A 15,037-nucleotide genomic window follows, 5' to 3' on the forward strand; every position below is an offset into this window, starting at 1 on the left:
CGACATTACCTGGATTCGCGGTTTCACTGCCACGGCAATCCGGTGGTTTTGATTGGGGGGAAAGATCGTGATTCGTCGTGATGTGCGCAGGAAAAAAGGGCATCCAACAATGTGGATGCCCTTGGTCGAGTGTTGCCCGAACCTTGTTTCGCTGGTTCGGGGTGAATCTCAGGCTGGAATCCTATGCCACTTTAGAGGCCGAGTGATTGGAGGGTGGGAGACAAGGCATCGGCCCAGATCTCGTAGCCCTTTTCGGACAGGTGCAGGTAATCGGGCATGATCGCGGGATCGATCGTACCGTCTTCGTTCATGAAGTGATCGCCCAAGTCGACGTAAACAATGTTTTCGCCATCGGCCATTTTCGCGATGCGATCGTTGACGGCGATGTTGTTCAATCGCATCAAGTCCATCTTGGTTTTGCCTCGCGGCATGATGGCTTGCAGCACGATCTTCGTCTTCGGCAATTTCTCTTGCAGGATCGACAGGATCTTTTCGACACCTTCTGCGATCTGGGTTGGGTCTTGCATGAAGTGACCGGTGTTGTTGGTGCCGATCATCAGCACCGCGACTTCGGGTTTGATCTTTCCAAGGTTCCCGTGAGTCAAACGCCAGACAATGTTCTCGGTGCGATCACCGCCGATGCCAAGGTTGATGGCGTCCAGTTCGGCATAGTTTTCTTCCCAGACCTTCTTGCCCCGACCTTCCCAGCCTTGGGTGATGGAATCACCGATGAAAGCCAGTTTCGGTTTTGCGGTCTTGGCCAATTTTGACATCGACAGATTGCGTTTTTGCCAGCCTGGTTCATCGCCTCGCGTGGCGGGAATGGTGGCGGTGTTGACGTCATACAAATCACGCAGATCGTAGTAGCGTTTTTGTAGGCCAGCCAAGATGTCCGCGTATTCGGGATCGTCGTGGACGGATTTCATTTCTTGCGGGTCGGTTTCCAAATCGAACAAATTCCAATGGCGACCTCGCGGGAAGAACATCAGTTTGTAACGCTCGGTTCGCACGCCGTCGTGAACGGGGACCATGTGCACGGCTGCGTTCTCGTAGTAGGCGTAGTAAACCGCGTCACGCCAAGTCGATGAGGCTCGGCAGCCGTCCTTCATCATTGACACCATGCTGCGTCCTTGGATGGCTTCGGGGATTTCGGCGCCGGCGACTTCGAGGAACGTGGGTGCGTAATCGATGTTTTGGATCGGAGCGGTGCTTTCGGTGCCGGGTTCGATCACGCCGGGCCAGCGAATCAAGAACGGCATGCGAAGCGATTCTTCGAACATCCAGCGTTTGTCGTACCAACCGTGTTCACCAAGGTAGAACCCTTGGTCGCTGCTGTAGATCACGATCGTGTTTTCGGCGAGGCCTGTTTCATCGAGGTAAGCCAGCAATTCACCGACGCTGTCGTCGACCGCTTGTACCGTGCCGAGATAGTCCTTGATGTAGCGTTGGTACTTCCATTTGGTGATGTCTTTGCTGGACAATTTGCCAGCTTGCATGTCGGCAATCAGTTTTTGGTTTTCGGGTTCGTAAGCGGCGTCCCACGCAGCCTTTTGCTCGTCGTTCATCCGCCGATATTCACCGTTGCCCAAGCGTGGCAAGAAGTGTTCCGGGAACAAGCTTTCGCCATGAAACTTCATGTCGTGGCCCCAATAAAAATGGTTCGCGAGCGACATTTCGCTTTCATGCAACAACTTGGAGCGACCTTCGTAATCGTCGAACAAGGATTCTGGTTCGGGAACCTCGACGCCTTTGTAAAGATCGAAGTGACGGGGCGGAGGCGACCAGTTTCGGTGCGGCGCTTTGTGCTGGCACATCAACACAAACGGCGCGTCTTTATCGCGAGTGTTCTCCAGCCAATCGACCGTGTTCTCGGTGATGATGTCGGTGACATAGCCGGTGTACCGTTTGCGTGATCCATCCATTTGGATGAAGTCGGGGTTGTAGTAATTGCCTTGTCCGGGAAGGATTTCCCAGTGATTGAATCCGACCGGATCGGTGCCCAGGTGCCACTTGCCGATCAACGCGGTTTGATAGCCAACGTCTTGCAGCAGTTTCGGAAACGTGACTTGAGATCCATCGAAGCGATTTCCATTGCGAAGGAATCCGTTGATGTGACTGTGCTTGCCCGTCAGGATGCAGGCTCTTGAAGGACCGCAGATCGAGTTGGCACAGAATGAGTTGTGGAAGACGGCACCTTCGCTGGCGATTCGATCCAGGTTCGGTGTTTTGTTGATCTTGGATCCGTAGGCACCGATGGCTTGCAGTGCATGGTCATCGGAAAACACAAAGACGATGTTGGGCCGTTTGGCTTTGGCGGGCTCATCGGCGGAGGTTATCTGGGGCAGAAGGCCGCCGAACAACGCGAACGCGATGAGCACAAACGCGACGTGGCGTCGTGTTGCGTGAGGAATGTGGCGAGAAACCAGGAGCTGATTCATGGTGGTGCCGGTGTCAGTGGTGGGAACGTTGGTAGGAAGCGGCTAGTTTAAACCGAAACGAAGGCACCGTTGTGGCACCGTAGAGTGTTTCTCAATCAGCGGTTGGATCAATCAATCACAACGGAAACGACACCCACACCGGAACCCGATGACGTGAAAATCTGGATCGATGCCGATGCCGCCCCGCGAGACGTGAAAGACGTCGTTTTTCGTGCCGCAAAACGTTTGGACATTGAAACGATCTTGGTCGCGAATGCTCCCGTTGGTGCTCCTGCCAATGCAACCACCGTTCGCTCCGTCGTCGTTCGCGAAGGAGCCGATCAAGCGGACCGGTACATCGTCAACCATGGTGAGAAGGGGGATTTGGCCGTCACGGCGGATCTGCCTCTGGCGGGGTTGTTGGTGGAAAAAGGTTTGTTTGTGATCGATCCGCGAGGCGAAGAGTATTCACCCGCGACGATTGCTGGCCGTCTGTCGATGCGAAATTTCATGGACGATCTTCGGGGTGCGGGGGTGGAAACCGGCGGCAGTGCTCCGTACGGCCCGAAAGACAAAAAGGCGTTCGCGTCGACGTTTGATCGATTGCTCACAAAGGCTCTGCGGAGGGCTCAGGCCTCCTCGGAGTAGCGGTTCGCGTTGCAGCGCAAGAGCGATTATCCTGCGACGGCCCAATCTGTTCACAACCGATGCGTTTCTGGCGGACTTTGCACGCTCGGAGCAGACAGATTGCGTGTGCCTGGCGATCGTTGTCCGCAAGCCTCAATCGAGTGAGTTCATTGAGATCTAACAATTGTTTGAGTCGGCCGCTGCTGACCATCTTGATGGCGAGTGTCGCCATTGTTGCCCACGCCCAAAACATTCGTGGAGTCGACCCTGTCGTCGGACTCCGATCCAACTCGCCCACGGACGTGTTGCTGACCGGGGCCATGTTGGTGACCAACCCCGATTACTACTTGAATGATCGGAACTCGGAAGAGTCGGACAAAGACTCCGAGGGAAATAGGGACTCCGAGGAAAATGCAGCGACGGGCGATGTTCTGATCCGAGCCGGTCGTATCGTCGCGGTGGGTGACTCGATTGAGCCTACGCCGGGTTGCCGTGTCGCGGATTGCTCGGGCAAAACGATCTACGCCGGATGGATCAACGCTTGGCAAGCGGTATCCGGTGACTCGCTGACATCCGGCGATGACTATTGGAATGCGAACATCGTTGCCAATCGACAGGTTCGCGATCTGTCGAGTGTCCCAAATGCTGGCAAGCTTCGCAGTCAAGGGTTCACAACGACGGTGCTGGCTCCTGAAGGACGCATCGTCGGTGGCCAGCCCTCGGTGTGGTCATTGAATGAATCCAAAGACGAAGCCGACAACGCGCATGCGGGCCCGCAACGGATCACGGATTTGCAATGGATGACGGCGGCGTTGTCCGTGCCACGACGAAACGATTCCGGTGAACGCTATCCCAATTCACCGATGGGCGCGGTGGCGTTGCTTCGTCAGTCGCTCTACGACGCGCAGTGGTACCGCGACGCATCAGCGGCACACGATGCGAATCCTTCGTTGCCTCAACCTGATCACAGCGAGACGTTGCAAACGCTGCATCAGGCTTTGGCGGGATCAACGTTTGTATTTGATTGCCCGAACGAGCGGATGGCATTGCGGGCTCAGAAAGTCGCGAACGAGTTTTCGATGCGATCGATCATTCGCGGTTCGGGGCGAGAGTACCGAGAGGCGGAAGCGATCGCGGGACTGGATCGAGTGTTGCTGTTGCCGTTGGATTTTCCAGAGGCTCCCGATGTGTCGACGCCCGAGTCCGCTCGCGAAGTTGACTTGGTCAGTTTGATGGATTGGAAGTATGCTCCTACCAACCCAGCCGAGATGATTCGCCAAGGGGCGACGGTTTGCTTGACCGCGGATCGACTGGACGATCCAGGCAAGTTTCTAGCGAGATTGCGAACCGCGGTGAAGCGAGGTTTGTCACGTCGAGATGCGATCGCCTCGCTCACGACCACACCGGCCGGTTTGCTCGGGCTGGATCGAACTCATGGACGCATCGCCGGTGGGATGTCAGCCAACTTGATTGTGGCCGACGGGGATCTGTTCGACAAAGAGACGAAGCTATGGAAGGTCTTGGTCGACGGTCAGGAATTCGTAATTAACGAAGAACCGGAAACGAAAGTCGCTTCGTTGGTCGGTTCATGGAAGCTTCGCATGCCAGCGGATTCCTCGACGGAAGTGGAGTTGGCGATCTCGCAAAAGGATGGCCGATTGTCGGCAGAATTGATCGGCACAACTCCCGTGGAAGAGACGAGCGAGGAAGAGCCGGGTGAAGAAAATACGAGTGAAGAAGAGTCGACAGCGGAGGAAAATGGCGACGAAGAATCTGACGTGGAAGAGGATGAAGCGAAGGAAGACACCAGCAAACAGAAGCTGAAGAAGATCGTTCAGCGATTGGATCAGTTCGCTGGCCAGATCACTTGCGAGGATTCCGGCGACGCATTGTGCCAAGCTTTGGGATTGCCGGAGGGCACGCATCGTATCGTGGTTCGTTCGAGTGCTAAGGCTCTGGCCGAGGTGTCGGAATCCGAGCCTATTTCGATCGAGTTCTATCCCATCGGGCAATCCGCTCGCCGGTTTCAAACCAGTTGGATCGAGCCCGAAGCAGACGACGAGTCAGAGGAAGAAGAAGCGAGCGAGCAACCATCGGACGATAAGTCGTCGGACGGTGACGACGAAGCGGAAGACAAAGACGAAACTGAAAACGACGAAAACGCGGAGAAGCCCGAGACTGGCGAGCTGGCCTCGGAGGAACCCGCGAAAGAATCGGATGAGCTGGCGGAGGAGGAATCTTCCGTGGCTGAGTTGCAGATCGTTCGCCCGCTTGGGGTTTATGGTCGGACCGAACCTGTTTCGCGTCCATCCAAGGTCTTGTTCCGAGGGGCGTTGGTGTGGACCTGTGAGGACAGCGACGACTTGCAAGTACCTGAAACACCGATGGATGTCATGGTCGAAGACGGCCGGATCGTCGCAGTGGAAGAACACATCACGGTTCCGACCGGCGAAGACTGCACGGTCATCGATGCATCGGGCAAACACATCACGCCCGGTTTGATCGATTGTCACTCGCACGCCGCGACGGACGGTGGCATCAATGAGTCCGGGCAAGTTGTCACGTCGGAGGTTCGTGTCGGTGACTTCATCGACAACACCGACATCACGATCTACCGCCAACTTGCCGGCGGGGTCACGACGGCCAACATTTTGCACGGTTCTGCGAACCCGATCGGCGGTCAAAACCAAGTCGTGAAGTTCCGTTGGGGCGACTCAATGGACGACTTCCGATTCAAAGACGCTCCGCTGGGGATCAAGTTCGCCTTGGGTGAAAACGTCAAGCGTTCTACATCTCGGTACCCGAACACTCGCATGGGCGTGGAGCAGTTGCTTCGCGATCAATTGCTCGCGGCTCGAGAGTATGCGGTCGCACATCGACGTTGGAGCTCTGGTCAACGAGACACGTTGCCGCCGCGTGTGGATTTGCAATTGCAGGCTCTCGTGGAGATTCAGGATGGCAAACGTTGGATTCACTGTCACAGCTATCGCCAAGACGAGATCATGGCGACGCTCGACGTGCTGGATGAATTTGGCATCCGGATCGGAACGCTCCAGCACATCTTGGAAGGTTACAAGGTCGCCGATCGCATGGCTGAGCACGGGGCGATGGCGTCGTCATTCTCGGATTGGTGGGCTTACAAGTTCGAAGTCTACGATGCGATTCCTTACAACGGTGTTCTGATGCACAACAAGGGCATCGTGGTTTCGTACAACAGCGACGACGCGGAAATGGGACGCCACCTAAACACGGAAGCGGGCAAGGCGATCAAGTACGGCGGCGTGCCACCGACCGACGCGTTGAAGTTTGTGACGTTGAATCCGGCCAAGCAACTTCGGATCGACGACCGTGTGGGGTCGATCACCGTTGGCAAGGACGCGGACTTGGTCGTTTGGAGCGGTCCACCGATGTCGACGACCAGCCGTTGCGAGCAGACTTGGATCGATGGTCGGCCGATGTTCCGCTTGGACGATGAGGCTGAACTGCAGAGCCGCGATCAGGCGTGGAGAAACGAACTGATTCAGGAATTGTTGGATGGCAAACCCAAGTCCGATCCCGACGAGTCATCGAAAGATGATGACGATGAATCAGTTGCCGAGCGTCGCTTGATGCAAATGGCTGAAGAAGATCGCTGGTTGCGATACGACGAGTTCTGCAATTCACGCGGCGCCCAGCAGAGTGCCCAACAAAACACGATGTCGCAAGGAACGGAGGCAGTCCAATGAGCCGTTTGAATAACGTATCCGCTGTTGCGCTGGTGTTTCTCGTTGGTGCTTGCTCGGTGTTGCCACCGGCGCGGGCGCACGACATGGTTCCCGGTGCGCCGCAAACCAATGCGATCGTGATTCGGAACGCGACGCTGCACTTGGGAAATGGATCCATCGTCGAGAACGGCGCGGTTCTGTTCGAAGACGGATTGATCAGCGAAGTGGGAGCATCTGTCCGATTGCCAGACTCCGCTGAGGTCATCGATGGCAGTGACAAGCACGTCTACCCGGGCCTGATTGATGCGTACACCGATCTGGGTCTGCGTGAGATCACGGCGGTCGATGTGACCATCGACAACACTGAACGAGGGGATCTGAATCCCAACGTACGTTCTTGGGTCGCTTTCAATCCGGACAGCGAATTGATTCCCGTTGGCAGAGCCGGCGGTGTGATGTTGGCTCACGTTGTTCCTGGTGGTCGATCTTTGCAGGGCCAGTCGGGCGTGATGCAGCTTGACGGGTGGTCGTACCAAGACATGTTGCTGGAAGGGCCGACTGGTTTGTGCGTGAACTGGGAATCCATCGTTCCACGCGGCGGCGATTCCAAAGAGAAAGCCAAGCGATATGACGAGCAAATTCAAGAATTGGATGACTTGTTCGAACGAGCCCGCCGGTATGGCGAATCGCTCGAAACCGATGAGAACGTTGCCACGGATGTTCGATTAGAAAGTTTGCTTCCGGTGATCAACGGCGAACGGCCTGTGTTTGTTCAAGCCGACCGTTTGGGTGCGATCGAATCGGCGATCTCGTTCTTCACGTCTCGCCGCATTCCAATGATCTTGTGCGGTGGAGCGGATGCGATGCACTGCGTCGATCATCTGACCGCTCACGACATTCCCGTGATTTTGATCGCGACTTATCGATTGCCCCGTCGACGTTCGGATCCGGTCGACGCGTTGTATTCGCTGCCATCGAAACTTCGCGAAGCGGGCGTTCGATTCGCGATTGCTGGTGAAGGTTCAGGATATCCCGGCGGAGCTTCGAACATTCGGAACTTGCCGTATCATGCGGGAATTGCGGTGGCTCACGGTTTGCCTCGAGAGGAAGCTGTCCGTGCGATCACTAAATCGGCCGCTGAGATTCTGGGCGTTGCCGATCGAGTTGGGACGTTAGCGGCAAAACATCACGCGACACTGATCATTGCCGATGGCGATGTATTAGAATCTGGCACGCGAGTGGTGGACGCTTATGTTCAAGGACGCAAGGTTGACTTGGGCAACAAGCACAAGCAGTTGTATCGCAAGTACGAACAAAAGCCCTGACGCATCGCCTATCGATCCGGGGCCTGACGACCCCGGCAATGGATCTGTCGACCCTCCGGGCCTTGTTGAACCGAACGACGCTTACTGGCAGCGTCCGACGATCCGGTAGCAAGAATGCAACCGTAGTTCTCCGGTGCAGTAAGATGGCTGAACTGCTGCGTCCCTTTTGATGGCCCTCTAGCCTATGAAACGTGTCCCAATCGCATTGCTTTTAGCAATCACTGCAATTGTCTCCGCTTTTTTCGCGCGATCGTATCGCGAAAACCTCACCTTGAAATCCGAGGTTTCCGAGCTAGCCAAAACGGTCGAATCCTACAAATGCTTGGTTGAGAGTCGAGATGTGAACTTGGCTCATTCCCGGTTCGGTACCAGCGTGCTTTGTCGATTGGCGTTGTCCGGAACCGACAACGACGTCTTCACTTTTCTTGACATGACACCAGCCGGATCCCTCAATTGCAAGATGATTGACGTGGCGGAATCGCCAGAAATAAAGCTGCTCTGGTATACGCAAAAGCGGGAATACGAAGAGGACGAACCGATTTCCATGAAAAAAACGAAGGCTTTCTTACGAGAATCCAAATCAGTGCTGTTTGTTGTTGATTTCACATCATTTGAGATTGTCGACCACGTGATGATTAAAAATTTCCTTTCGGTTTCAGGAGCCCACCCCTATCAATTGCAAGTCAGCTGCAATCTGCCGAATGGAACGCCCGTAAAATACAAGGTTCTAGCAACTGGGTTTGAACGAATTGAGTAGTTGCCACGGGGGCATTGCGACCCGAAAGGGGACGGGGGTCAATTAGGGGCGTGCTTGGATTTGGGGCTCGTTCCGAGGCCGCAGGATGGGCCACACGCTGTGTTTTAACAGCGAGCATTTCGACCCAGTCGATGCTGGCGAAGACGCGACCTCGTTGGACTCTCCGTCGAATCATTCCGGTCTCCTTTTCGCTGAGCACTCCGTTGCCCCGGGCAAAGTGATGGGTTGATATACTGGCTCGCTGCGCCAGCAGGAGAGATTTGCGATTCACTCACTTGCGAATCGGGCGGGTTCTTTCGCGATGATTGTCAACACAGTGAAACGGGACGGTGATGGGATGAAGAAGATGTTTTTGGCGGGACTCGTCTGTTTTCTGATGTCGTGTGGATCCACGTGGGCACAGACACCTACTTTTTCAGAAACTGACTGGCCGTGGTGGCGTGGTGCCGACCGCCAAGGACATGCCGTCGGTGAACAGAATCCACCAACCCGGTGGAGTGATTCTGCCGACGCGAAGCAGAACATTGTTTGGAAAGTTCCGCTCGCCGATCGAGGGCACGGTTCTCCGATTCTGCTCGGTGATCGGGTGTACCTTCAAGTCGCGGACAAAGCTCGCGAATCACAGTTCTTGGTTTGCTTGAATCGCGATTCGGGAGAGTTGGTGTGGGAATCGGTGGTGCACGAAGGCGAATTCGACGCCACCCACCAACGCGAACCGAACACGAAAGCCTCCTGGGCATCGTGCACACCCGCGACCGATGGTGAGCGTGTGTTTGTCAATTTTTACTTTGACAAAGCCGTTTACACCTCCGCGGTGAGTCTCGAGGGAGAACTGTTGTGGCAGCAAAAGCTTTGCCCGTATCAGATTCATCAAGGATACGGATCATCACCGACGGTTTATCAAAATTTGGTGATTGCATCGGCGGACAACAAGGCGGGCGGCCAAGTCGTCGGAATGGACCGAGTCACGGGCGAAGTTGTTTGGAGGCACCAGCGGCCAAAGGAACCGAACTATGCATCGCCGGTCGTCTTGACCGTCGCCGGCAAGGATCAGCTGTTTTTGACTGGTTGCGATTTGGTCACCAGTTTGGATTCGCTGACCGGCGACGTGAATTGGGAAATCGAAGGTGCGACGACGGAGTGTGTGACGACCACTGTGACCGATGGCACGCACGTTTTCTCATCAGGCGGTTACCCCGACAATCACATCTCCGCCGTCGTGGCGGATGGATCGGGTGAAGTCGCGTGGGAAGTTGGCACGCGAGTTTATGTGCCATCGATGTTGCACAAGGACGGCCACCTGTTCATGACGTTGGACGCGGGCGTCGCCATGTGCGTTGATTGCCAAACCGGTGAGACAAAGTGGAAAGCTCGCCTGGGCGGTGACTTCACTTCGTCGCCAGTCTTGGTCAACGACCGGATCTATGCGGTCAACGAAGAAGGCAAATGCTACATCTTCCGAGCGGACACGGAGTCGTTCGAGTCGATTGGTGAGAACCAACTCGGTGATTCGGTGATGTCGACACCAACAATCAGTGGCGGGCGAATTTACCTGCGTGTCGGCAAGCAAGAAGGCGGCAAACGCCAAGAGTACTTGTACTGCATTGGCGAGTGATTGATTTGCCGAGAGATCATTCCGCGGCGGGTTGAAACTGCGCCGGCAGGGGATGGTCGTCTTGCGGGAGGAAACGCAGCACTGATCGCGGTGGATCAGAAATGCTGTCGGGTTGTTGGTGCATGACCCAGGTGACTCCGTTGGGACCTTGGACCGTGTCACCGTCTTCGAATGGTTCTTCGCTTTCGATCAGGTGGCAAGTGATCAACCGAAGCAGTTCGTCGATGTCGTTGAAGTCATAGGCTTCTGCGAAGAACAAAGCTTCGATGTCTGGTAAGTCCAGTTGCCCATTGCCAACCGTGTCCATCGCTGCGAATCCATCGTCGAGGCTGTAGAGCCGAACGTTGGCCCAGAGATCCAGTGGCGGGAAATCGTTGTCCTCGGATTCCTGGATGACTTGGTTCATGCCATCCAGGTTGCGAACCGTTTCGCCGGCGGGGTTGAAGTAAGCAATTGCTTGTGGCAATTCGGTCAGAGCCGCGGCGACTTCGGTGATCAAAGCGAGTTCGTCGAACGGTTCGTATTCTTCGGGAACCAGTGGAGCGTCGGCTTCGTCAGTTTTGAGTATGTAGCTGCTGCGGATTCTCAAGAACGCGGTGTGCTGCGGGATTTCTTCCTTGCCTTCGTCCCAGACCCACAGTTGTTCGAGAGAACGTTTCAGCGATCCAGGAAACGTCAGCGGTCCGAAGGAACCGTTGGACCATGCCTGGCGAACGGCCGAGTCGGCGTCGTCGAATTGCATGTCGTCCGGCCAAGGCTTGTCGACCAGATCGATTGCCAAGTGACCGGGAGTTTCCTCATCCATGTCCATGATCAGGGACGGCCCGGCGATCGCCCAGTCCGCCGTCGCGGGCAGGGGATCAGACGGTTCGTATTCATCGATCGCGGCGGCAATCTTGCGCATCGACACGCGTTCGCGCAGCAGAACAACGACGCACTGAGTGTAGAAGCCTTGGGGCATCCGAGAGAACCTTCGTAGGAGCAAAATCCGTTTGGCAACGCAAGAAGTACGGTGAGACAGATCACCGCGGAGAAGTTCTTGCGTTGGGCGCATTTCCAACGCGCCAGAGATGGACCAACCGCACAGTTTAGACCGCCGGTAGAACGCTCGAAAGCCGGGGCGCAGCTTGCCACCGGAATGAACGGACACGTCCGAAGCTCTTGTTCGCGATGGTTTTGCCCTTGAATGGTAATCTCCCGTTGAACGCGGGAATCGCTCGAGAACGCCCATCTCGACGCCGAGCGAAGTGGATCGTAAGGTGTTGGTCCGCTATCCGACGTCTCGCCTCACTCTTGCCCCCCAGAATGCCTTGATCACGCCTCCGCACCAGCGACGTTCGGCGGCGATGGCATTCATCTTGTTGACGTTGTTGATCGACATTTTGGCGATCGGAATCATCATTCCGGTGCTGCCGGAATTGATCAAAGAGTTTGTGGGCGGCGACACATCGCGGGCCAGTTGGTACGTCGGCGTGATCGGCGCAACGTATTCGCTGATGCAATTCTTCTTTGCCCCCGTTCTGGGAGCACTATCGGATCGATTCGGACGCCGCCCCGTCATTTTGGCGTCGCTGTTTGGGCTGGGCGTCGACTTCATCGTCACCGGATTGGCACCGACGGTTGGATGGTTGTTTGTCGGCCGAATTGTTGCCGGTGTGATGGGGGCCAGTTTTTCAACCGCGAACGCTTACATCGCGGATGTCTCGACGCAAGAAACCCGGGCTCGCAACTTTGGGTTGGTCGGGATGATGTTCGGGTTGGGATTCATCATCGGCCCCGCGCTCGGCGGTGTCCTCGGCGGCATCCACATTCGGTTGCCGTTTTTCGTCGCGGCTGGTTTGTCGTTGGTGAATTGGTTGTACGGATTCTTTGTCTTGCCCGAGTCCTTGCCGCCAGAAAAACGTGGTTCGATTTCGTTGGCCGCGATGAATCCGCTGGGGACGATCGCACGACTTCGAAACTATCCGATGATCGCTGGTTTGGCAGTCGCGTCCATGTTTTCTTCGCTGGCACAACGTGGATTGGAAAACGTCTGGGTTCTGTCGATGGGATATCGATTTGGTTGGAATGAGGTCACCAATGGTTTGACGTTGGCCTTGGTCGGGTTGATGGCTGCGATTGTTCAAGGTGGCTTGGTCCGACCGATGATCAAACGCTTGGGCGAACGTCGCACGGCGGTGATGGGAACCTGTGTTTCATGCTTGGCATTTCTTGGCTACGGACTCGCGTCGCAGGGATGGATGATCCCCTGCATTGTCGTGTTTGGATCGTTGGCCGGATTGGCTGGACCCGCCATTCAAAGTTTGGTAGCGGGCCGAGTCAGTCCCGAAGAACAGGGCAAAGTACAAGGCTCGCTGACATCGTTGATCAGCCTGACCAACATCCCGGCTCCTTTGTTGTTCACCAGCGGTTTGCTTGGGTACTTCACTTCGGAGAGTGCTCCGTTTGAATTTCCCGGGGCTCCGTTTGTGTTCGGTTCGCTGTTGTTGGCGATCGCGGTGGTTGTGTTGGCTCGCGTGTTCATCAAATTTCCTGCCAGTGACGATCCGGTTGGCGATCCGAACGCCATCGTTTCGGAAGATCGATCCACAACCGAGTCAGATGGCGGTGATGGGAACGATTCGGAACCGACGCAGTCGCCCGCTTTGGAGTCGACTTGATGCGGGTGGTCGTGACCGGTTGCAGCGGATTCCTGGGCGGCGAAATCGTTCGCCAGTTGCTGCAGCGTGACTGCGAAGTCGTTGGGCTTTCCCGACGCGAAACTCCGGACTTGGTCCGATCCGGGATGACGCACCACCGAGGTGACTTGCTGGATCAAACCTATCTGAGTCGCGTGATCGCGGGTGCCGATGTGGTGATTCACACCGCGGCCGTCGCTGGCGTTTGGGGAAGCTGGCAGCACTACTTTGACAACAACGTGGTCGCCTCACGAAATGTGCTGAATGCTTGCCAGGAGTTTGGCGTTTCGCAGTTGGTCTACACGAGCAGCCCCAGCGTCACGTTCGATGGCAACGATCAACGCGACGTGGATGAGTCGGAACCGTATCCTGAGACATGGATGTGCCACTACCCGCACACGAAGTCGATTGCGGAAAGCGAAATTTTGGCTGCGGATCAGCCGGGCGGAATGCGAACGGTGTCGCTGCGTCCGCATTTGATTTGGGGCCCGAATGACCCGCACCTGATTCCTCGAGTTCTGCAGCGGGCTCGCAGTGGTCGGTTGCGAATCATCGGCGACGGCAACAACGTGATCGACACGGTGCACGTGACCAATGCCGCCGCGGCTCACTTGGACGCGATCGATGCTTTGCGGTCTCGGCCGGATGAAGCGGCGGGACGAGCGTACTTCATCACGCAAGACGAACCGGTCAATTGTTGGGACTGGATCGCGAAACTGTGTCGCGTTCACGGAGTCGATCCGCCGACCAAGTCCATCTCCTTCGCGGCCGCGTACCGGATCGGTGCGGTGTTGGAAACGGTGTACCGAGTGACCGGCCGAAGCAGCGAGCCGCCGATGACCCGTTTCGTCGCGTCGCAGCTCGCGAAAGATCATTCGTTTGATATCAAGGCCGCGAAAGAGCGGCTGGGTTATCGGCCTCGCATCAACATGGAAGCGGGGCTGCAGACGCTTGATGGTGAATCCGTTGACCGGTGATCGCCCGAGAACTGAATTGCTCGAGCGTTGACTCAACCACTACCAGCGACCTGTCCACTGGTCGGTGACGACGATTCGTTTGGCTTCGTCGCTGATGCCGTACGTCAGGTTCGGTTGGTTGAGTTCCAAGAACACGGTGTACTTTTGGTGCACCGCGTCGCTGAAGACCACTGGAGCGTGAGTCAAACGCAGGAAGTGAACGGGGGTGCCGTTCCAACGCTTCGTAAACACGCCGGCTTCGAGGGATGGTTCGCGAGCCAATCCGTAGTGCGACTGAATCGTGGTCATCAATCGTGATGGGTCGCCGGTGAATCCGTGCAACGAAATGCGTTGGATCGAACCGGAACGATCAAAGTAGTACGTCAATGTGCCGGCCAAATCAGTGGCTTGCGTGCCCGTCACGATCGGTACACGCAGGCCTTCGAGTTGCAGGTCCGCCAGCACCGTTGAGACACGCGAAAAACGATTGAGGATCGCGTGGGTGGTCAAGTCAAAACGCAGGACCTCTCGCAAGTCGGCGACGTTGTTTCCCGCGAGCGAAGGTGCATCGTCCGTGGCCGGGAGAGCCCCCAGCTTTTTCGCGATTTCGGGTTCATAGCGATAACGCTGTGACGCGACGCCTCGAAGCGTTTCGACTTGGTGGTGCGAGTGAACCGGGTATCGGTCGGACTCGGGTGAGTTTGTGACGCCGCCGACCGGTGCTTCTCCGGATCCCCATCCCGTTGTGGAGATGCCTTCGCCGCTGAAAACGTTCGTGACGGAGCCCGCGGCATTGCGTCCCCAATCGGTTTCCGAAGCGACGTAGGGGCCTCCCGCGGCGACGGCGAGCACCGTGATTTTGCCTAAGCGAGTGACAAGCATGACGAAAGAACCTGCGAACGAGTTGGGAGGAGATTGCGTGTCGTGAAAAGAACACCCTTCGTCGATATCGGTTTTT

The 15,037-nt window shown here is 56.2% G+C and carries 10 protein-coding genes; 7 read left to right on the forward strand and 3 right to left on the reverse strand.

The features are described 5' to 3' along the window. Positions 1–191 precede the first annotated feature (191 nt). Entirely contained in the window at positions 192–2,438 is a 2,247-nt protein-coding gene (locus CEE69_RS05535; protein WP_099259758.1) for a sulfatase/phosphatase domain-containing protein, read from the reverse strand. A gap of 153 nt (positions 2,439–2,591) precedes the next feature. On the opposite strand from CEE69_RS05535, the gene CEE69_RS05540 reads away from it, so the two are divergent. From CEE69_RS05540 to CEE69_RS05560, 5 genes are all read left to right on the forward strand, one after another. Continuing rightward, positions 2,592–3,065 (forward strand): YaiI/YqxD family protein, encoded by a 474-nt coding sequence (locus CEE69_RS05540; RefSeq protein ID WP_099259928.1) that lies wholly within the window; start codon positions 2,592–2,594, stop codon positions 3,063–3,065. A 194-nt stretch (positions 3,066–3,259) separates the two neighbouring features. Then, entirely contained in the window at positions 3,260–6,769 is a 3,510-nt protein-coding gene (locus CEE69_RS05545; RefSeq protein ID WP_099259929.1) for an amidohydrolase family protein, read from the forward strand. Next, entirely contained in the window at positions 6,766–8,073 is a 1,308-nt protein-coding gene (locus CEE69_RS05550) for an amidohydrolase (RefSeq protein WP_099259759.1), read from the forward strand. The genes CEE69_RS05545 and CEE69_RS05550 overlap by 4 nt, the downstream gene beginning before the upstream one ends. Before the next feature lie 391 nt (positions 8,074–8,464). Beyond that, on the forward strand, positions 8,465–8,830 hold the full coding sequence (locus CEE69_RS31885; RefSeq protein WP_143549172.1) for a hypothetical protein: 366 nt from the start codon (positions 8,465–8,467) through the stop codon (positions 8,828–8,830). Between the two features lie 301 nt (positions 8,831–9,131). Beyond that, the gene (locus tag CEE69_RS05560) at positions 9,132–10,445 is read left to right on the forward strand and encodes a PQQ-like beta-propeller repeat protein (RefSeq protein WP_233214882.1); all 1,314 of its coding nucleotides are present in this window, start codon (positions 9,132–9,134) and stop codon (positions 10,443–10,445) included. 16 nt (positions 10,446–10,461) lie between these two features. On the opposite strand, the gene CEE69_RS05565 is transcribed toward CEE69_RS05560, so the two are convergent. Continuing rightward, positions 10,462–11,406, reverse strand: a complete 945-nt coding sequence (locus CEE69_RS05565) for a DUF4261 domain-containing protein (protein ID WP_233214883.1) — start codon at positions 11,404–11,406, stop codon at positions 10,462–10,464. Positions 11,407–11,704: 298 nt separating this feature from the next. Here CEE69_RS05565 and CEE69_RS05570 point away from each other — a divergent pair, with 298 nt between their 5' ends. Together CEE69_RS05570 and CEE69_RS05575 are read left to right on the forward strand one after the other, a co-directional pair. Then, positions 11,705–13,105 carry a TCR/Tet family MFS transporter gene (locus tag CEE69_RS05570; RefSeq protein WP_233214884.1) on the forward strand — a complete coding sequence of 467 codons (1,401 nt, stop codon included), beginning with the start codon at positions 11,705–11,707 and terminating at the stop codon, positions 13,103–13,105. Then, a complete protein-coding gene (locus CEE69_RS05575; protein ID WP_099259761.1) occupies positions 13,105–14,100 on the forward strand; it encodes an NAD-dependent epimerase/dehydratase family protein in 996 nt (331 codons plus the stop codon). Before CEE69_RS05570 ends, CEE69_RS05575 begins: the two co-directional genes overlap by 1 nt. Before the next feature lie 39 nt (positions 14,101–14,139). Here the strand turns inward: CEE69_RS05575 and CEE69_RS05580 are convergent, their stop codons facing one another. Then, on the reverse strand, positions 14,140–14,961 hold the full coding sequence (locus CEE69_RS05580; RefSeq protein WP_099259933.1) for a DUF6690 family protein: 822 nt from the start codon (positions 14,959–14,961) through the stop codon (positions 14,140–14,142). Positions 14,962–15,037 lie beyond the last annotated feature (76 nt).

Source organism: Rhodopirellula bahusiensis (assembly GCF_002727185.1).
Lineage (GTDB): Bacteria > Planctomycetota > Planctomycetia > Pirellulales > Pirellulaceae > Rhodopirellula > Rhodopirellula bahusiensis.